15 protein-coding genes and 1 pseudogene are annotated in these 19,619 nt (G+C 54.2%); 12 read left to right on the top strand and 4 right to left on the bottom strand.

Annotated elements, in window-relative coordinates:
* Positions 1-173: 173 nt before the first annotated feature.
* The 5 genes from JX360_RS09285 (at position 174) to JX360_RS09305 (ending at position 6,436) form a co-directional block, all read left to right on the top strand.
* A complete protein-coding gene (locus JX360_RS09285) occupies positions 174-1,244 on the top strand; it encodes a 3-deoxy-7-phosphoheptulonate synthase (protein ID WP_244350379.1) in 1,071 nt (356 codons plus the stop codon).
* A gap of 166 nt (positions 1,245-1,410) precedes the next feature.
* Positions 1,411-1,857: a dihydroneopterin aldolase gene (gene folB, locus JX360_RS09290; protein WP_244350380.1), complete on the top strand. Its 447-nt coding sequence runs from the start codon at positions 1,411-1,413 to the stop codon at positions 1,855-1,857.
* Between the two features lie 12 nt (positions 1,858-1,869).
* On the top strand, positions 1,870-2,451 hold the full coding sequence (locus JX360_RS09295) for a MiaE family protein (RefSeq protein WP_244350381.1): 582 nt from the start codon (positions 1,870-1,872) through the stop codon (positions 2,449-2,451).
* 34 nt (positions 2,452-2,485) lie between these two features.
* A complete protein-coding gene (locus JX360_RS09300) occupies positions 2,486-3,820 on the top strand; it encodes a sensor histidine kinase (protein WP_244350382.1) in 1,335 nt (444 codons plus the stop codon).
* A gap of 213 nt (positions 3,821-4,033) precedes the next feature.
* Positions 4,034-6,436 (top strand): DUF1796 family putative cysteine peptidase, encoded by a 2,403-nt coding sequence (locus tag JX360_RS09305; protein WP_244350383.1) that lies wholly within the window; start codon positions 4,034-4,036, stop codon positions 6,434-6,436.
* A 56-nt stretch (positions 6,437-6,492) separates the two neighbouring features.
* Here JX360_RS09305 and JX360_RS09310 read toward each other — a convergent pair whose 3' ends face one another.
* The gene (locus JX360_RS09310; protein ID WP_244350384.1) at positions 6,493-7,614 is read right to left on the bottom strand and encodes a hypothetical protein; all 1,122 of its coding nucleotides are present in this window, start codon (positions 7,612-7,614) and stop codon (positions 6,493-6,495) included.
* Positions 7,615-7,766: 152 nt separating this feature from the next.
* Between JX360_RS09310 and JX360_RS17730 the strand changes: the two genes are divergently transcribed.
* The 5 genes from JX360_RS17730 to JX360_RS09335 all read left to right on the top strand — a co-directional run bounded on the left by JX360_RS17730 (position 7,767) and on the right by JX360_RS09335 (position 12,823).
* A complete protein-coding gene (locus tag JX360_RS17730) occupies positions 7,767-8,555 on the top strand; it encodes an AMIN domain-containing protein (RefSeq protein ID WP_244350385.1) in 789 nt (262 codons plus the stop codon).
* On the top strand, positions 8,486-9,664 hold the full coding sequence (locus JX360_RS09320) for an N-acetylmuramoyl-L-alanine amidase (RefSeq protein ID WP_341830546.1): 1,179 nt from the start codon (positions 8,486-8,488) through the stop codon (positions 9,662-9,664). The genes JX360_RS17730 and JX360_RS09320 overlap by 70 nt, the downstream gene beginning before the upstream one ends.
* A 114-nt stretch (positions 9,665-9,778) precedes the next feature.
* Positions 9,779-10,654 (top strand): glutamate racemase, encoded by an 876-nt coding sequence (gene murI / locus JX360_RS09325; protein ID WP_244350386.1) that lies wholly within the window; start codon positions 9,779-9,781, stop codon positions 10,652-10,654.
* 115 nt (positions 10,655-10,769) lie between these two features.
* A complete protein-coding gene (locus JX360_RS09330; RefSeq protein WP_425244382.1) occupies positions 10,770-11,612 on the top strand; it encodes an ABC transporter permease in 843 nt (280 codons plus the stop codon).
* Between the two features lie 38 nt (positions 11,613-11,650).
* Positions 11,651-12,823, top strand: a complete 1,173-nt coding sequence (locus JX360_RS09335) for an RNA-guided endonuclease TnpB family protein (RefSeq protein WP_244350388.1) — start codon at positions 11,651-11,653, stop codon at positions 12,821-12,823.
* Positions 12,824-12,904: 81 nt separating this feature from the next.
* Here the strand turns inward: JX360_RS09335 and JX360_RS17930 are convergent.
* The 3 genes and pseudogenes from JX360_RS17930 to metH all read right to left on the bottom strand — a co-directional run bounded on the left by JX360_RS17930 (position 12,905) and on the right by metH (position 17,287).
* Positions 12,905-13,311, bottom strand: a pseudogene (locus JX360_RS17930) (type II toxin-antitoxin system VapC family toxin).
* Positions 13,308-13,553, bottom strand: a complete 246-nt coding sequence (locus JX360_RS17935; protein ID WP_425244381.1) for a FitA-like ribbon-helix-helix domain-containing protein — start codon at positions 13,551-13,553, stop codon at positions 13,308-13,310. The pseudogene JX360_RS17930 and the gene JX360_RS17935 overlap by 4 nt, the downstream one beginning before the upstream one ends.
* Before the next feature lie 65 nt (positions 13,554-13,618).
* Entirely contained in the window at positions 13,619-17,287 is a 3,669-nt protein-coding gene (gene metH, locus JX360_RS09340) for a methionine synthase (protein ID WP_244350389.1), read from the bottom strand.
* Positions 17,288-17,932: 645 nt separating this feature from the next.
* On the opposite strand from metH, the gene rpoD reads away from it, so the two are divergent.
* The gene (gene rpoD / locus JX360_RS09345; protein WP_244350390.1) at positions 17,933-19,150 is read left to right on the top strand and encodes an RNA polymerase sigma factor RpoD; all 1,218 of its coding nucleotides are present in this window, start codon (positions 17,933-17,935) and stop codon (positions 19,148-19,150) included.
* Between the two features lie 276 nt (positions 19,151-19,426).
* On the top strand, positions 19,427-19,603 hold the full coding sequence (locus tag JX360_RS09350) for an NAD(P)-binding domain-containing protein (protein WP_244350391.1): 177 nt from the start codon (positions 19,427-19,429) through the stop codon (positions 19,601-19,603).
* Positions 19,604-19,619 lie beyond the last annotated feature (16 nt).

Raw genomic sequence — 19,619 nt, forward strand, 5'->3', positions numbered from 1 at the left:
ACTTTGGCTACTTTACCTTCCCCTGGCAGTGTCCAGGGCGGATGGGTGGCGCGTAAACAATAACCAAAGTTTACCCAAGTCAGTCCTGAAGCCCTGAGCCTAGTGCCGGGGTTTTTTTAATGGCCTGATTTCTACCCAGCCAACCGACTCGCTCTCTTATGAAGGACAAATCCATGCCCCCCCAAACCGACAACTGCAATATCCAGGAGGTGACGCCCCTGATTGCCCCTAGCCTGGTCAAAGCCGAGTTCCCCCTCACGGAAACGGCGGCCAAAGTCGTGCTCTCTACCCGGCAGGCCATCCGCAACATTATCCACGGACGGGATCCCCATCGCTTGGTGGTGATTGTGGGTCCCTGCTCCATTCATGACCCGGAAGCTGCCTTGGAGTATGCCCATCGCCTGAAGCAGGTTGCGGATCAAACCCAAGAGCATCTGGTGATTGTGATGCGTACCTACTTCGAGAAACCTCGCACCACAGTGGGCTGGAAAGGGCTGATCAACGATCCCCACCTGGATGGCTCCTGTGATATTGCTACCGGATTAAAACTGGCCCGCTCGATTCTGCTACGGGTGAATGAGATCGGCTTGGCCTGTGCCACCGAAATGTTGGATCCAGTGACGCCACAGTACACCGCTGACTTGGTCAGCTGGGCGGCGATTGGGGCCCGCACCATCGAAAGTCAAACCCACCGGGAAATGGCCAGTGGCCTCTCGATGCCCGTCGGCTTCAAAAACGGTACCGATGGTCGTCTACAAATTGCCCTGAACGCCATCCTTTCCGCCAGTCACCCCCACAGTTTTCTGGGTATCGGGCAAGACGGCATGACTGCCCTGATCAAAACCAGTGGTAACCCGGATCGGCATATTGTCCTGCGGGGCGGGGGAGGTAAAACCAACTATGGCCCTGAAGATGTGGAACGGGCGGCTCTGCTGATGGAGGACCAAGGGATCCCGCGCTCCGTGATGGTGGACTGCTCCCACGACAATTCCCAGAAAGACTACCGCAACCAGGGATCCGTCTGTCGGGAGGTACTGCGGCAATACCAAGCCGGTCAGCGGGCCTTGATGGGGGTGATGGTGGAGAGCAACCTCAACCCTGGCAAGCAAACCTGGTGCGAAGGTGCTTCCCTCAAGTACGGCGTTTCCATTACCGATGGCTGCATTGGTTGGGAAGAAACCGCAGACCTGCTGCAGGAGATGGCGGCGACAGTAGCGGGGGGAGCCTTGGCCCTCAGCCACTAGGGAGAACAACCCTTGCGGTTTGGCCGGATTCCAATGGAATTTCTTGTTGGGTTTCTTAAGGAATCCAAAAGGGAACGGAGAAGTCGGGCCACTCTCTCCTATCGTCGAATCATGGTCTTGTCATGCCCTGTGTGGGATGAGGCCAAGGTAGGGTTTGGAGGATGTGATGGAACTACAGATCCCCACCAGTGTCAGCAGCAACGGTCGGCAACCCTACCTGGATCCCGGTCAAACCCCTCAACGCCCCCCTGAGCAGTTGCGGGATCGGCTGATCGTGTCCGGTCTACGTTACTACGGCTATACCGGCTTTGATGAGGCAGAGCGGGCCTTGGGGCAATGGTTTGAGGTGGATTTCGAGCTGTGGGCAGATTTACGTCCGGCGGCCATGAGCGGCCAACTGTGCGATACGCTCGACTACCGTTCGGCGGTGGCTGGCATCGCAGAACTGGTGAGAAGCAACCAGTTTGTGCTGATCGAGAGTTTGGCCGAGGCGATTGCCGAAATGGTGTTGCGGGAGACAGGGGCCAGCCAAGCTAAGATCCGATTGACCAAGTGTCATCCCCCGCTCCCAGATTTGACGGGGCAAGTCACCATAGAAATTATTCGCCCCTAGATTTTGGCTGCTGTGGCTACTCTGCAACTGGCTTCTCGCACTTCTGATGCCTGGATCGAACAGGCTACCCAGCACATCGACCTGATTTTGCTCGACCACGCCAATTGCGAGAAGAAAGCAGCGGGCAATGCCCTTAGCTTATTGTTTCGTTACCCCTCCAATGGGCAACTGGTGGAAACTCTCTCCCCTTTAGCCCGTGAGGAGCTCCAGCATTTTGAGCGTGTCCACCGCCACTTGCAACGGCTGGGGATCCCGATAAAACCCTTGTCTGCTGCTCCCTACGCCAGCCTCCTCAATCAGCACCTGCGCCGCCCCGAACCGGATCACCTGCTGGATGCGCTGTTGGTGGCAGCCATTATCGAAGCCCGCAGCCACGAACGCTTGGGTTTACTGGGGATCCATGCCCCAGACCCGGAATTGCGACAGTTTTACCTGTGGCTGACGGCAGCCGAAGAACGACATTTGCAGATCTACCTGGATTTGGCTTTGGCCCACTTCTGTGCCGATCACGTGCAGGAGCGGCTCCATACTCTGTTGCAGGTAGAAGCCGAGATTTTATCGACCCTTCACCCCGAACCTCGTGTTCACAGCTAAATCGGCCTATTCCTCCAGTTCCAATTCAACCCGGATGTTCCAGTCAACGCGGCAGCGATTGGCCCTTTGGTACACCGGGATCACGGCGGTTTTTTTATTGCTGTTTGCCGGCAGCTTCTACTGGTACGTACAGGCCACTTTGATTGAGCGGGTGGATGATACCCTCGGCCATGTGGTGGAAATCGTCGAGCGGTCTTTGGTGGTAGATGAGACTCTGTTGGATCCCCAGCAAGCTCGCCACAGTTTGGAAGCCAGTTTTCGGGATGATCCCAGCACCCTGGAGGATGATCACATCGATCTGGAGTGGTTTGACCCGCAGGGGAAGCTGATCTGGTCGACCGTGCCCGGCGGGATCCCTGCCCCTTTGCTGACAGAGGGGTTTTTACACACCGCCCGCATTAACCCCGGCTACTGGCTACGGCAGTATACCGAGCCGATCCTTGCCGGCCATGCCCTCCTGGGTTACCTACGGGTCAGTCACCCCTGGTTTGAGGTGAGCAAGCCAACGCGACAGTTGATTCGGGATCTCTCCCTGTGGATAGTGGCCAGTTTGGCCTGTGTTGGTTCGATTGGTTGGATGCTGTCGGGTTTGGCCATGCAGCCGGTGCGTCATTCTTACCAGCAGCTGAAGCAATTTACCGCCGATGCTTCCCACGAGTTGCGCAGTCCTCTGGCGAGCATTCAAACCACCGTACAGGTGGCTCTGGCGGATCCGCAGCTGGATACGGACACCCGGCAGCGGTGGCAAATTGTTGAACGGCTAAGTCTGCGTCTGGGCCGATTGGTGGACGATCTGCTGTTTTTGGCCCGTCAGGACAGCGGTATGGCCCCGTTTCAGCCCCGTTGTTGTGCGTTAGATGCTTTGCTGCTGCAAGTGGTGGAAGAACTGCAGGGCCTGGCCCAGCAAAAAGGGATCCGCTTGCAGTTGGACATTGCCGACCCGCCCCAGTCTATGCCTGGGGATCCCTTCGGGTTTTGGGGAGATGAGAATCAGTTGGCCCGTCTTTTCACCAACTTAATTGAGAATGCGTTGCTGCATACTCCCGCTGAGGGGAAAGTAGAGGTCACCCTAGAACAGCGGCTAAAATCCGGAGCCCCAGAGTTGTGGGTACAGGTGCGCGATAACGGGGCGGGGATCCCTCCTGAATCCTTGCCCTATGTGTTTGATCGCTTTTATCGGGTGGATCCAGCTCGTAAGGGGGATCCCTTTCGGGTAGCTGGTTCGGGCCTGGGTTTGGCGATTGTGAAAAGCATTGCCGAGCAGCACCAAGGGCAGGTGAAGGTGGAAAGTACGCTCGGGCAGGGATCCACGTTTCAGGTCATTTTGCCGCAGCGTCAGTCGGAACTCTGTACTCCAGAGAATCTTTGACCAGAAGGGCTGAAAGTGTCCTGGAAAACAGACGATTCCAAGCCAATATGCTAGCGTTGACTTAATGTTAAGTTAATCTTTACATTCAAAAGTCACTGTTCTGAGTTTATACCCTAAAGTCTTGGATCTTTAAGGTTTAGGTTTTCTGGTTTGCCTTTAACCCTGTGATTTAAGTTGGGTTCTCCAGGTACTCCCTAAGATTAGGGAGGGAAGGTGGGGTTGCAGGTTGAGAATTTGCATTTCAATGCCTATTGGAGTGGTCTTGACGGGTTTTCCGTTTGCCAGTGCTTCCTCCTGCACCCTCAATCACCCTCGACTCTGTTTACGTTTTCTATGTTTATGTATCGTTTCCAGGTTCAGGCCGCCACTCAGCCGGGTGAGTTCATTGCTCTGGTGGGATCCATTCCTGCAATGGGGCAGTGGGATCCCCGTCGTTGTGTGCGTTTGCAAACGGATCCCCGTCTTTATCCACTTTGGTGGGTGGAATTGGCTCTCAATAGTGAAGACTTGAATGAAGATTGGGCGAGGAGATCTGCACGCATTGAATATCAATATCTCCGCATTCAGGCGAATGGCCAAGTGGCCTGGGAATCTACTGGAGTTAATCGCTGGATCCCGTTTGAACCCCATCCTTTACCTGGGGTTGTGATCGTTGAAGATGGAGTTTTTGGTCGGATCCCTACCTATCCCTATGGCTACTATGCCCAACCCATTGCGAATCCCGAACCGCAAGATTTGGGTGGGCTAAAGATTGTTGTTTTGGGAAGTTCGGTTGCCCTGGGTTGTAGTGCCTGGTTGTTGCGGGGCTGGGCCTGGCATTTGCAACAGGCTTTGCAGAAGCGCTACGGTCATCAACTGCTCAATTGCTCTGAGCTGGGGGCCAATGTCCGACGAACCCTAGCTCGTTTTTCGCAAGTGGTCACTCCTGAGAAACCGGATGTTGTCATTATTGCTTTGTCTTTGGGCAATGAAGGACTGGCTTTTAGTCCACCAAAAGATTACTCAGCCATTCAAAAACGCTTTGAGAATGGTCTTCAGCAGTTAATCCTGATGACGGAGCAGATAGGAGCCTTGCCGATTTTGGGTGGGGTTTACCCCCATGGAGACTACACGGCTGAACACCATAGCCTACTTTGGGAAACTCACTATCACATGCTGAGTTGGGGCTACCCAGTTTTCAACTGGTTGCCAGCCTTAGAAGATGGTCAAGGGCGTTGGAAAACCGGTCTCTGTTTCGATGCCGCTCACCCCAACTCCAAGGGACATGAATTGATGTTTGAGTCCGTTGATCTTGCGCTTTTTGATCCCCAGCAAATGATGACAGCTTCTCAAGCTCTTCCTCACAAGGAATTGCCAGTCTTTTTCGATGGCCAGGGTTTTGGCCTCACAGCCGATAGGGCCACAGGTTCCCTGCGGGTTATGAACATCACTCCCTATAACTACACCCTCAACCCAGACTGGCAGGCTCTACAAACAGCACTGCAAACAACATTCCAAAAGGGTGCTCTGCAGCCGGGACTCTACATTGCAGAAGATTCTACTCCTGCAACTTTATTGCACCTGTTGATTCGGGAGGATGGTACGCTCAAAACTCCTCTCACCATTCCTGCGGGTGGAGATTTCAGGTTTTTCCCTTCAAGACAGTTTTTCTCACAACAAGGGATACAACCTCTTTTTGATGATGGATGCCTAGTGCTACTCCAATGCAAGCGGTCAGTGGATGGAACAGAGATTCCTCCTTGCCTGTACGTGATCAACACAACCGAACATGAGTACAACATTCACCCCATGTGGAAAGAAGTCCGGGCAGCTCTCAAAGCCATGCCAGCGGGGGTTTATCAGGATCCCCAAAAACCAGATGCTCCGTTCCGAACCATGATGATTGGAGCAGATGGGCTGGAAAGTCGGGTCAAAGCTCCACCCCACTCGGTCATGCTGCTGGAGTATCGATGTCCCTTGTCGGAGATCAGTCGAGTTGCCATTGTTCCGCTCGGGGATCGCTGTGCGGTACGAATGCTTCTCTATAAGTTGGAATATGATGGGCCTGCATTTCCTTTTGATTTGACCCGCACCAGCAACTTAGCTGATGTGGCGGATATGATCCAGAATGATTTTCAGGGTATGTGGGATCCCTGCTACTTGCACTACAATCCTGAAGAAAAACGCATTTATCACAGCAAATGGACAGGATTATCTTTCGGTCACGAGGTAGAAGAGAGTGATGATCCCATCCATGATATGAGGCCGGTTCACGAACGGATGCAAACTCGGTATAGTGCGCGTGCCAAACGCTTTAGGTATGTTTTAGAAAAAGCTGATAAACTTCTATTTGTGCGGACGGGCGGCTGTCAACGCAACGTGGTACTCGACTTGATGACCAAGCTGGAAGCCAAGTGCCAAGGCAAGCCTTTTGTGCTGTTGATTCTCTCTCCACAACCTTCTGAGGAATTTGCAGGGATCCCCAATGTTCTTCATTATGATCTGGAGTTTAACCCCGATCGCATGTATGCGGATCACGACCACTGGAGGCACTGCACCGAGATCATGGGAAGTATCCTCCACTCACTAGGGATTTCCAGCCAAAATCTTTTCTGGTGCCCTCCCCAGGTGTCTTAAATGATCTTAAATAAAATGAACAAATGAATCAGTGGAGAAATCCCTCTGGGGCTAATTTAGCGGCGTTTGCCAAACCCAATCACAGCATCAGTCCAGAGGGTAAGTCGAGTCTGAAGATTAAGCCAAATCTCATCGTTCATGCGTAGCAAAAACACCCCGTATAAACCAAGCACCACCAAAGCACAGAGATCCCCCAACCCACTGTAGGTTTGGATAATTTGATCTGCACTCCAGCCGAAGTCGTAATTAAGGCGGTTCATATCGCCGCCTGCATCCCCCTGCCCGCCAAACAAAGTCCCCCACGGAATCTCAGCTAGGCCCAGTTGAATGGTGTGCCATTGCCAGAAGCTTTTCCACAGACTGCTTGCTGCGATCCCCAGCACCACAAAGCGCCAAAAATCCCATCGCCAGCGATCGGGAAATCGGAAGTAGAAACAGGCAATCAAAAAGGTACTTAGATAGAACTCTCCTCCAATGCCGCCAAACACAAATAACATCTCCTTGGTACGATTGGGCATGATCCAAGTCATATAAAACTGCAACAGAGCCAGAACGATAGCCAATACCTTTGGCCAGAGGATTCTTTCTTTCCAGCCAGATCCAAACAGTAAGCTGAGCAGAAATAAAATCCCAAAATAAACAAAGGGATCCCGCTGTAAACTGATGCTTGTCCACCCGAAAGGCAAGGGCAACGCACGATGCCCACTCCACCAAGCAACCGTGGCATGGCCGAACTCGTGGATCCAGATGTGCAAGGGTAAATGGAACAATTGCAGCCAGCCGATATTGTTCACCATCAAGGCCACCACAAATGCAATCGGCAAAGCCCAAACATTAACCGTTAAGCTGTCAAAAGCAAAGCGATCCAACCGCCGTTGGGAGCCCAGTCGCAGACTCCGCTGCCACAGCAGTTGGGATCCCTGTAACGCTTGAATTTCTATCTGACCCAAGCGTGGGATCCGCAGTTGCTTCAAGATCTGAAAGATCCGTGCTGTGGTGGCTTGGGGGGCAAGGGACTGGTGTTGAGGGGATCCCAGCAGTTGAATCCGCAGCACCTCATCCGTAAAGCTCACCTGAACCGGCCAGCGTTGTCGCAATAACTCTGCCCGCACCACCTGCACGATCGATTTGGCATGTCCAGCCTGCGCTAGAGCAAGTGGATCTGGTTGGCCTTGCATCCCTATGAGCTTTACCCTACTCTACGACCATAGAAGATAGGTTCCCCTGCAAACAACAGTGACAATAGTGAAATTGCGCTCCTCCTCAGGCCGCCCCGAAAGGACGCTGGTATAGTTGAGAGCAGCAGGTGTGCTGGAGTTTGTGGGGTGTCATGCCTGAATTCGACAAGCTAGGGGCAAGACGGGATCCCGGTGATGGTCAACGCTATGCAAAGCAATGCCGGATCCCTTCGGGCCTGTGGGGAGCGATGCTGCTATGGGGCTTGGCTGGAGCCGGCCTGTTCTCCCCCCAACCTGTTCAAGCGCAAGCAACAACAACGGGCTTATCCCGGATCGAAAACTGGCAGTATAGCCCTGAGCAAGGGCGCTTAGAGGTCAACACGCAAGGGGAGGTACGGCCCTTCCTATTTATTTTGCAAGATCCACCCCGTGTGGTCTTGGACTTCCCGAATACCCGTTTTGGACGGGATCCGCAAACCCAAACCTTTTCCGGTCGAGTTGGATCCCTGCAAATTAGCCAGCTCACAGATACGATCACCCGCTTTGTGCTGCATCTGCAACCGGGGCAACCCCTCAGCCTGAACCAACTGCAACTGCTCACCGCGAATCCTTCCCGCTGGGCCGTTCAATTTACCCAGGCCGGGAATCTCTCTTTATCTTCCCCCCTCCCCCCCTCCAGTGGTGCATCGGCCCCCCCCCTTTGCCCACCCCACCCCCTCGCAGCCAAGCCCCCAGTCTGCCCCTCCCTCCGCCAGCCTCCCGTTCCGGCAACCAAATCTTGGCGGTATCCCCAGAATCGGAAGGCTTTTTCATCCGCACTCAAGGCAGCCCCTCCACCACGGTGCGGCGGATTCTCGACCCGGATCGAGTGGTGGTGGACTTTCTGCAAACCTCCCTCAGCTCCGCCCTCACCCAGCGGGCCTACACCATCAACCGGCTAGGGGTTTCCCGCCTGCGAATCGGGCAATTTGAGCCGACAGTAGCGCGGGTAGTGCTGGATGTGGATCCCTCTAGTAGCGACTGGGAAGCCCGCTATGACCCTCAGCGGGGAGGCATCTGGATTCAACCGGCTGGGGGTGGAATGCAGGCCAGCCTCCTGCCCGATACGAATGCTTCGGGGGCCAGTGGGCCCCTGGCAACGCTGCAATCGGTACAGCTTCAGGGTAATCAGCTAACCATTAGTGCCGATGGGTTCATGTTTTACCGGGCCGGATGGGATCCCGACAGTGGGGGGTATCGCATCAGTGTGGCCCCTGCCCGTCTGCCGCAATCCTTGCCAGATCCCGGCTTGCCTGCCAATGGACCCGTGGCTCGGATTCGCTTTGTTCAGGAGGATGAGCGAACCGTCAGCATCCTGGTGCAGCCCTCTGAGGAGTTTAATGTTTTTGAGCCCAACCCCGGCCAGGGATCCCGTCGGATTACCCTGCAGTTACAACCCCTCAATGCCCCTTTGCCGATGGCTCAGCCGCAAGTGTCGCCGTCCCCTCAACCGGGGCAATTGCCGGTTGGGAGGCCAGTGATTGTCATTGATGCAGGACATGGAGGCCGGGATCCCGGCGCCATCGGCGTGGATGGGATCCAAGAGAAGCACATCACCCTGTCCATTTCTAAGCAGGTGCAACAGCTGCTCCAGGAGCGCGGCTATGGGGTGGTGATGACCCGTACGGATGACCGGGAGATTTTGTTGCAGCCGCGGGTGGATATCGCGGTACAAGCCAATGCAACCCTGTTGGTGAGCATTCATGCCAATGCTCTGGATCGTTCTAGCGTCCATGGGATCGAAACCTATTACCTCCGACCGGATAGCGCTGAGCTGGCCGCCACCTTGCACCGCAGCTTGGTCAGGGCGACCGGAGCTGCCGATCGGGGAGTGAGACGAGCGCGGTTTTTCATGGTGCGGGAAACCCCGACAGGAATGCCTTCTGTGCTGTTGGAGTTGGGCTATCTGACCAATCCAACGGAAGGGCGAAAATTGTCCACGGCAGAATATCAGGCCATCCTATCCCGAGCCATCGCGGATGGCATTGAAGCCTTTTTGCGCAACCGTTGAGCTTGCGCTAGGGGAGAGCCGTCGTCGAGACTCAAAAAGGGTCAAAAATCATGGATCCTCAGATCCAGCAGGTCAAGCCCCGGTAGGTGTGAGTGGTGTTGAGGAGCGTTAAGCATGGTGCCTAAATGGATGTCGGGGGAAGGGCCGGATCCCCGTTGGCCGATTGGGGTCTTCGATAGCGGCTTGGGGGGACTGAGCGTGTGGCGAACCCTGCGGAGGCAATTGCCCCATGAACAGCTGCTCTACTTTGGCGATACAGCACGAGTCCCCTACGGAGAACGTTCCCCGGAAGAGATCTTGACCTTTGTGCGGCAAATTTTGACGTGGATGCAGGCGCAGCCGGTCAAGTTGGTGGTGATGGCCTGTAATACCAGCTCCGCTTTGGCTTTAGACCGCGTGCGTCAGGAATTTGCCCTGCCCATGTTCGGCCTAATTTTGCCCGGTGCCCAGGCAGCCTTAACTCAGGGATCCCGAATTGGGGTGATTGCCACGGCAGCCACGGTCAACAGCCGCGCCTACTCAAAAGCGATTCAGGAATACAGCGCTCTCGATCCGAAAAGATTCCTCCACCCCATTCAGTGTTGGGAACAGGCGTGCCCAGAATTTGTCCCCCTGATCGAAGCAGGGGAAACGGATAGCCAGGCTCTACGCCAAGCTGCCGAATGCTATTTGCAGCCGCTGTTGCAGCAGGGGATCGACACCCTCATCTACGGCTGTACCCATTATCCGGTTCTGGATCCGATCCTGCAGCCTCTGTTGCCTCGCTCCGTCAAACGGGTGGATCCGGGGGTAGCCTTGGTGGGATCCCTGGCGAAAGAACTGGGATTGTGGGGGCTGCGTTATCCTCACTCTGGCACCCGGACAGGCAGATGGGACCGATTTTGTGTCAGCGGGGATCCGGAGCGATTCGCCCAGTTGGCTACCCCTTGGTTGGGCTTTCGACCGCAGGTGGAGCAGGTGGAATTGCCGGTATTGGATGTGTGTGGCTGATGAAGCGACCACCTAGGGTGCTACACGTCGTGCAGAACACAAACAATAAAGCGCACTAGACTCATTACAATTTGGGACAGCCGGTTTGGATTGCAGGATAGTGCCGATGGGACAAATGCCAGCTTGGTTGCGTGGAGTCAGTTATGCCCTCTATGCCTTTCTGTATCTGCCCATCTTGTTGATTATCCTTTATTCCTTTAACCGCGCCCGCTTTGGCTTGGTATGGACAGGGTTCACCTTTGACTGGTACATTTCGCTGTTCCAGAATCCGATGGCCTGGCGAGCCACTCAAAACACCTTGATCCTGGCTCTGGTCAGCACCCTGATCAGCACGGTGTTCGGATCCCTGTTGGGATACGGTCTGTATCGCTATCGCTTCCCTGGGAAAAATGCCTTTCAAGGACTGATGCTCCTGCCCGTGATCATCCCAGATATCGTGATGGCGATTACTCTGCTGCTGTTTTATCGGTTTTTGCGCTATTACACCGGCTTGTTCGAGCTGGGTTTGGGGACGATGATCCTGGCCCACATCACCTTCCAAATCTCTTTCGTGGCGATTGTGGTGCGCAGCCGGTTGCAACTGCTGGATCCTGCTCTAGAAGAGGCAGCTCATGATCTCTATGCCAATACCTGGCAAAAACTGCGCTATGTGACACTCCCACTCGCAATGCCCGGGATCCTCGCGGCTGCCCTGTTGGCCTTTACCCTTTCGATTGATGATTTTGTCATCTCCTTTTTCACCAGTGGGCCGGAAAGTCTCACTCTGCCCATTCTGATTTATAGCTCTGTACGGCGAGGGGTCACCCCTGAGATCAATGCCCTCTCGACGCTGATCATTCTTGTCACTTTGGTTGTGGTGATCGGATCCCCTCTGCTCGGTCGCCTCCGCCAAGGCCCCCATTTTACCAACCTTACGAAGAGCAGCGTAAAGCCCCCGGTTTCCAACCGGGGGATATAAGCGCACAGGCTGAATTTATAGTACATACAATAGTCCCCATGAAACGGGTCACCACCACACTCAAGCTCAAGTTTCTTGACCTCAATGCGGTCAAAGCAGAGATGTTCGACCAGACGGTTTGTGCGACAACCGAACTGGCAAACGAACTGCTCCGCATCAGTCCGAAGGAACGAAAAGCCTTGACAACCGCCAAAGTGGTAACCCCACTCAAGTCGGCCCTCTCCAACCAGGTGATTCGCATCCTCAAAGGGAAGGCGGGTAGGCGGGTCAAACACTTCAAAGTGTTCTGGCCAGAGGTCAACAACCAAAACTGGAAGCTGCACAAAGTAGGTAGCACCTACTCAGTGAGCTTCCCCACAATTCAGGGTGACAAGCGGGTTCCCCTTGAGGTTGGCAGTTCCTACTATGCCGAGCGTCTTGAGCGCATCCTGGCCGAACAGGATTGTGAACGGGGAACCTTGAAACTCATGAAGCTACGGGGCTGTTGGTACGCGGTTGTATCTATCACTTGGGAAGTTCCCGAAGTGAAGAGTACGGAGCGACTGGGTGTTGACCAGGGGCAGAACCGTTTGGCGGTGGCGGCCACCCGTTGGGGTCGGGCGGTGTTTTTTGGGGGTGGAGAGGTAGCCTATCGTCGTCGTCGTTTCCAGAAGCGTCGTGCCCAGTTGCAACAGGCGGGTAAATACCGAGCACTCAAGCGACTGGAGCGCAAAGAAGCCCGTTGGATGAGGGCGGTCAACCACACCGTTAGCCGTCGCATTGTACGGTTTGCCAATGCGGTAAATGCGGATGTGTGGATGGAAGACCTCTCAGGTATCCGCCAATCCAGACAGAGCCAGAAGGCGCGTTCGGATGCCGGGAAATCGCGCCATACCTGGTCGTACTACGACTTGGAGTGGAAGGTTGCCTACAAGCTGGAGATGGCGGGTAGGACGCTGCACAAGCGCCCTGCTGCCTACACATCCAAAACTGACCACAGGACAGGATTGATTGGGAAAAGGAGTGGGCATCTGTTCACTGGGCAGGACGGGTATTGCTGTGATGCCGACTGGAATGCCGCCATAAACATTGCCCAGTGGGACGGCTTTTCGTGTCCCCTGAGTCTAAAAGAAGCCGTATCTGTAATGGGTACGGTCGGCTCAGGGGATGGGGTAGTTGGCAATCCCCTGAACTCCATGAATCCCTCACAGCTTCAAGCTGTGGGGAGCTAGAAGGGAGAATCCCCCGGTTTCTAACCGGGGGAGTGTCAATAAACTAAATAACTAAATAATAGATACAAATGGATCAATAAATCAGCTCCCAGGGAGAGTCATAGCTAATTTCGGGAAAGCGCCCAAAAGCTTTTTGTCCAGAGTAACTAGTTTGGTGTTGAGGGTGACAGCCAAAGCCACGAACTCGCAATCGTAGGCAGAGCAGTCACTTTTTTGGACAAGCTCCAAGACGGTCAGCGAGTCAACTTCAAATTCTGAACCTTCCAGTAAGCTCTCAGCCTCTCGCTGCAAGCCCATAGCCTGCTCAAAAGAAATATCAAAGAAATATCCCCACGTCTCATGTATCCAGCCAGTATGTTTCGAAATTCACTGCGCCAAAGGATCGGGGCAGCCCAGTTTGGCTCCTGCTCCAGTAAGGATTCGGCAGCAGCAGTGTACGTACCTGGCAAGTACAGGTACGCCAAAACATTGGAGTCAACCACGATCATGGACGGCCCTGCTGCTTAAAGGCCTCAATGTCCTGCAAATGGAATTTCCCTGGGAACAAGGAGGCCCGGAGTTGGCGAGCTCTGGCTAGGCGTTCACCAGGTGAGATCTGGGTTGGCAGCAGTACGGATTCTAAGCACACGATGGCTTCACTGTTCAAGCTGCGCCGATTCTTTTCTGCTGAGGCTTTCAATCGCTCATAGAGAATGTCAGGAATATTCTTCAAAGTCAGGCTTGTGGGCATGGGGAACCACCATAAGGGAACCACTATGGTTCTATCCTGCTAGAGATTAGAAGAACCCGTCAAGCTCACGCACTAAAGTAGCGAGCTGCCGGATGATAGGTGATGATTGCAGTGGTGGATTGTTCCGGATCCAACTGATCGCTTTCATCCATGGTTAGGCCAATCCGATCCGCCTTGAGCAGATCCAACAAAACCCGTTGATCAGGAATGTGTGGGCAGGCAGGATACCCAAAGCTATAGCGGGATCCGCGATAACCTTGGTGTAAAATCTTGCGGATATCAGAGCTATCTTCCTGGGCAAATCCCAACTCCCGCCGGATACGGGCATGACACCATTCCGCTAAGGCTTCTGCGAGAGTGACCGCCATGCCGTGGAAATAGAGATAATCGGTGTACTGGTTATTGGCGAATAAATGTTGGGCATAGGTGGTCGCTTCTGCACCCACAGTTACGGCTTGCATTGGGAAAACATCCACCAATCCTGTAGAGCGATCCGCAAAAAAGTCGGCAATACAGTAGCGATTTCCGGTTTTTTGGCGAGGGAAAGTAAAGCAGGCCAACTCTCGGGTTTGAGGCGTCCATTGAAGACGCTCCACCGTCGGCAATTGGAAATAGGTGTTGGAGTCGGGATCCAGCAGAAACAACTCTGGAAAACTAGCCGGATCGAAAATGATCAAACGATTCCCTTCAGCTTGGGCGGGGAAATACCCATACACAATCTTGGGATGTAGGATGTCCTCGCTAACAATCCGTTCTTTCCAGCGTTCGATTACTGGATCCACTTGCGTAGCCATAAACTCGGCAAACTCCTCAGCAGATTGCTCACGGGGCTTGCGAATTTGCCATTGCCCCGCCACTAGGGCTTGCTTATCGATGTAGAAAAAGACCTCTGACCAAGGGATCTGATCCGAGGTCAGGATTTTGGAGCCCCAAAAGGGTGGAATCGGTCGCTCCGTATCTAGGGTCACGGCTTCCGAACGACGGGTATCTTGCTCCTGTAGCTCAATCGGTTCGGGGGTGGATCCCACCGTCACTTCCGGGGCAGGGAGGGTAGCGTCCATCTCTTCTGGCTCTAGCTGGACTTTGTCATGAGCATCGGAGTGGGATCCCCCATTCTGGGATCCGTTCAAAAAGCCCAGGTGATCATCCCATTGTCCTGCGGCTTTGGCAGGCATCAATTGATCCATAAAGTGCAGATCGGCAAAAGCATCCCGACCGTAAATGACTTGGCCTTTGTAGGTCTTTTGGCAATCTTCCTCCACAAAGCGGCGCGTCAGAGCAGCCCCCCCTAGGATCACAGGAACAGTAATGCCCCGCTCGTTAAATACCTCCAGATTTTCTTTCATAAAGGCAGTGGATTTCACCAGCAAGCCACTCATGGCAATACAGTCAGCTTTATACTTTTCATAAGCCTCAATGATATTTTCTACCGGTTGCTTGATGCCCAAATTGATCACTTTATAGCCATTGTTGGTGAGGATAATATCCACCAAGTTTTTGCCAATATCATGTACATCCCCTTTGACGGTGGCAATCAAAAAGGTACCCTTGACCGCATCTCCACCTACTTTTTCCATGAATGGCTCTAAATATTTGACTGCCGCCTTCATGGTTTCCGCCGACTGCAACACAAACGGCAGCTGCATCTTCCCTGAACCAAAGAGTTCCCCCACCTCTTTCATGCCATCCAGCAGAAAGGTATTGATGATTTCTAGGGGTGGATACTTTTGTAGAGCTTCCGCAAGGGTATCTTCTAAGCCAATCCGTTCCCCATCAATGATGTGTCGTCGTAGGCGTTCTTCTAGGGGCAAATCCGCCAGGGATCCCGTAGAGCGCAGATCTTTCCCCGAGACACCCTCAAACAGTTGCGTCAATTCAGTCAGAGGGTCATAGGTACAAATCCCCTCGGTATTAAACTGTCGCCGATCCCAGATCAAATCCCGACACACCTGCTGCTGATCCTCCGGGATTTTACTCAGGGGCAGGATCTTGGCAGCGCTAACAATGGCCGCATCCATACCCGCTTCCCGACATTCGTGCAAAAACACCGAATTCAACACCATGCGGGCGGCAGGGGATAACCCAAAGGAGACGTTGGAGATCCCCAAAACAATATGGGCTTCCGGAAACGCTTGGCGAATGCGGCGGATCCCTTCGATAGTGGCAGCCCCATTGCCCCGGTCTTCCTCAATGCCGGTAGAAATGGGTAGGGCTAATGGGTCGAAAAAAATCTCGTAGGGCGGGATCCCGAAGGCGACCGCTTGATGGTAGGCTCGCTCGGCAATCTGAAACTTTTTCTCGGCAGTACGGGCCATCCCCTCTTCGTCGATGGTACCCACCACCACCCCAGCACCGTAAAGTTTGGCCAATTCCAGTACCTTCAAAAAGCGCTCTTCGCCATCTTCGTAGTTGGTGGAGTTGAGCAAACATTTGCCCCCCGCCACCTTCAGGCCCGCCTCCATCTTTTGCCACTCGGTTGAGTCCAGCATCAGGGGGATTTGGATTTGCGTGACCAGCCGCGACACCAGCTCGTGCATATCCCGCACGCCATCGCGGCCCACGTAGTCCACGTTGACATCCAAAATATGGGATCCCTCCCGCACCTGTTCTCGGGCTAGGGCCACCAGACCATCCCAGTCTTCCGCATTGAGCAGCTCCCGCATCTTTTTGGAGCCGCTGGCATTGACCCGCTCGCCAATGATCAAGAAGGAGTTGTCCTGCGCGTAGGGCTGGGGAGCATAAATCGACGCTGCCGCAGGGATCCGCTCTACGGTTCGGGGTTTGGGTCGCAACCCTTGCACCGCCTCGACAAGAGCGGCAATGTGATCCGGTCGGGTTCCACAGCAGCCCCCCACCACTGCCACGCCCAGATCCTGGACAAAATGCTGCAAATGAAAGCGCAATTGTTCGGGGGTGAGTTTGTAATGGGCCTGGCCACCAATGTTTTCCGGCAGCCCGGCGTTGGGAATACAGGAAATCGGGAACGGGGAATGTTTGGAGAGATAGCGGATGTGCTCCGTCATTTTGTCGGGGCCGGTGGCACAGTTGAGCCCCAGCACATCAATCGGGTAGGGTTCCAAAATCGCCAGAGCCGCCCCAATCTCGGTGCCCACCAACATCGTCCCCTGCACCTCAAAGGTGAGCGAGACCACCACCGGCGGGCGAAGCGCACCTTGTTCTGTAAAACCTTTTTCTGTAAAGACTTGTTGCACAGCCGCCAAGGCCGCCTTGGTCTGTAACACGTCCTGACAGGTCTCAATGATCAACAGATCCGCCCCGCCGTCGAGCAACCCCCGCACCTGTTCGGCAAAGCTGGCCCGCATCTCATCAAAGCCAATGTGTCCTAGAGTCGGTAATTTGGTGGTGGGACCAATAGAACCGGCCACAAAGCGGGGTTTGTCAGGGGTGGAATACTCCTGCGCCACCTGCTTGGCCAAACGCGCCGCCGCCACATTCAGTTCGTAGGCTTTGTCCGGGATCCCGTACTCCGCCAAGACAATCGAGGTGGCCCCGAAGGTGTCCGTCTCGACCACATCCGCCCCCACCTCCAGAAAACCTCGGTGTACCTTTTCCACTGCCTCCGGTCGAGTCAGCACCAACATCTCATTACAACCTTCCAACTCTGGGCCGCCAAAATCCTCTGCCGTTAGGTTTTGAGCTTGCAGCGAGGATCCCATCGCTCCATCGAAAACAATCACGTGCTCCTGGAGCCGCTGCAGGAAGGGATGCGTCATAGGAGTCTAGTCCCAAACGGGGTGAAAGTCTGATTCAGGTTAGCATTCGGCCATTTCTCTGGACTACGCGAGTGAGTTAACTCCCTGCATAGGGATCCCCATTCCTGGTGATGATTGGGTGAAGTTAACATTTTCTTTGCCTGCCCCATTGCTGTTTGCCAAAGAGCGGGCTAACTTAGGAAGGACGTTTTGGTGTGAACGGCTACAGTTGCCTGCAGAGGCGCGATTCAAAGCCAGTTGTGGGTTGTTGTAGGGGAACTTCTCCTTGCCTGTTGGGAGTTGTTGAGGTGCTGAATGTCCTGCCCTCTTCATCAAGTGCCTCGCACTGTATCGGAGGATCGGCGAAGAGAAGGGTTCACCTTTTGGAGTCTCAAAAGGTCCTGCTCACCAAAACGAGTTTTGCGCTAATTTCGTTGAACCCTATGAGCGATATCTGCTTCGAGATTGACCCGAGCGATCGGCTGTTAAGAGGCGGGCAGACTTGCCTAAAGCAAGTAAAATTTTTGCCTGCGGATCCCTACTCTCTCCAGTTAGGCTCTCTGGGCATCGGCGAACGCAGGGATGGCAGTCGCTCTCTTCCCTTTGGTGTTTAGGTTCTCTTAGTCGCCTTTCGTTGTCTGTGATCAGGATCACGAGGAACTCAGCATGACTCAAGCAAAGGAATTGGTGAAGTCTGGTAAAACAGCTCTTCTCGAACCGGATTTGGAAAATCGACCTTCCCTCCCTCTGGGTTCTGATCAGGACAACGGAGCGGACACAATCGAGATTGAACTGGATGCCAGTGACACTGATGCTTTTGATGAGGAAGACGAAGAAGAGGAAGCCCTAGAAGAGGAGGGCGAAGCCGCCAGTACTGAAGCTAAGGGGCGTTCGAAGCGTAAAGCCGCCAGCAAAAAGAAGCACTACACCGATGACTCGATTCGGGTCTACCTACAGGAGATTGGGCGCATTCGGCTGCTGCGAGCAGATGAGGAAATTGAGCTGGCCCGCAAAATTGCGGATTTATTGGAGCTAGAGCGGATCCGAGAAGCAATTTTTGACCGCATGGGCCTCTGGGAAGACCCGGAAGAAGTGCCAGATGCCCTCTGGGCCGAAGAAGTAAAGATGCCTTTACCAGATTTTCGGCGGCGGTTGCATCGGGGGCGTCGGGCCAAGGAGAAGATGGTGCAGTCTAACCTGCGTTTGGTGGTTTCCATCGCTAAGAAATACATGAACCGGGGCCTATCCTTTCAGGATTTGATCCAAGAGGGATCCCTGGGGTTGATTCGGGCAGCCGAGAAATTTGACCACGAGAAGGGCTACAAGTTCTCCACCTATGCCACCTGGTGGATTCGGCAAGCCATTACCCGTGCCATTGCTGACCAATCCCGCACGATTCGCTTGCCGGTGCACCTCTACGAGACCATCTCCCGCATTAAAAAGGTTACCAAGCTGCTTTCCCAGGAATTGGGTCGCAAACCCACCGAAGAAGAGATCGCCACCCGTATGGAGATCACCATCGAGAAGTTGCGGTTCATCGCCAAGTCGGCTCAGCTCCCCATCTCTTTAGAAACTCCGATTGGCAAAGAAGAAGATTCTCGCCTAGGGGACTTCATCGAGTCAGATGGAGAAACTCCAGAGGATCGGGTGGCCAAAGTCCTGCTACGAGAAGATCTTGAAAGTGTCTTAGAAACCCTCACCTCACGGGAACGAGACGTACTCAAATTGCGCTACGGCTTGGACGATGGCCGCATGAAAACCCTGGAAGAGATTGGGCAGATCTTTAACGTCACCCGTGAACGGATCCGGCAGATCGAAGCCAAAGCCCTGCGAAAACTGCGGCACCCTAACCGCAATAGCGTCCTCAAGGAATACATCCGCTAAGCTACCCATGAGTTAATTGGGCTGGGTTAGTGGATGCGCTGCTATCCAATCCAAAACTGCAGACGCCTGCCCCCCAGAATAGTTCATCACCAAACAGGGTTGAACCCAACAACCACAACGCCGATAGACGCAAGATACCTATGAGCTGGGCTTGCATCTGCATCACCACCTGATTGGCCGGCCTCCTCCATATCCGCCAAGATGCGCTCACAGCACTGGAAATAAAGCGAAATAAAGCTGTCCGGCTTCCGTGAGATTGAGCTTGCGGGTGGTGCGTTGCGAAAGTCTGGCCCCCAAGTGCCTTCCCAAACGGAAGAGGTGGGGTTTGAGGCTGTTGATGCCGGATCCCTGGCCAGTGCCCGCTTGCTAGAACCCTATGCCATGCTCTGGATTAAGTTGGCCATGAGCTTTGAGCAAGGCCGCACCTTCGCCTTTGGCCTGCTCCGCCGTTGAGCCAGCTTACCCCCAC

The sequence above is a fragment of the Thermostichus vulcanus str. 'Rupite' genome (assembly GCF_022848905.1).
Classification (GTDB): domain Bacteria; phylum Cyanobacteriota; class Cyanobacteriia; order Thermostichales; family Thermostichaceae; genus Thermostichus; species Thermostichus vulcanus_A.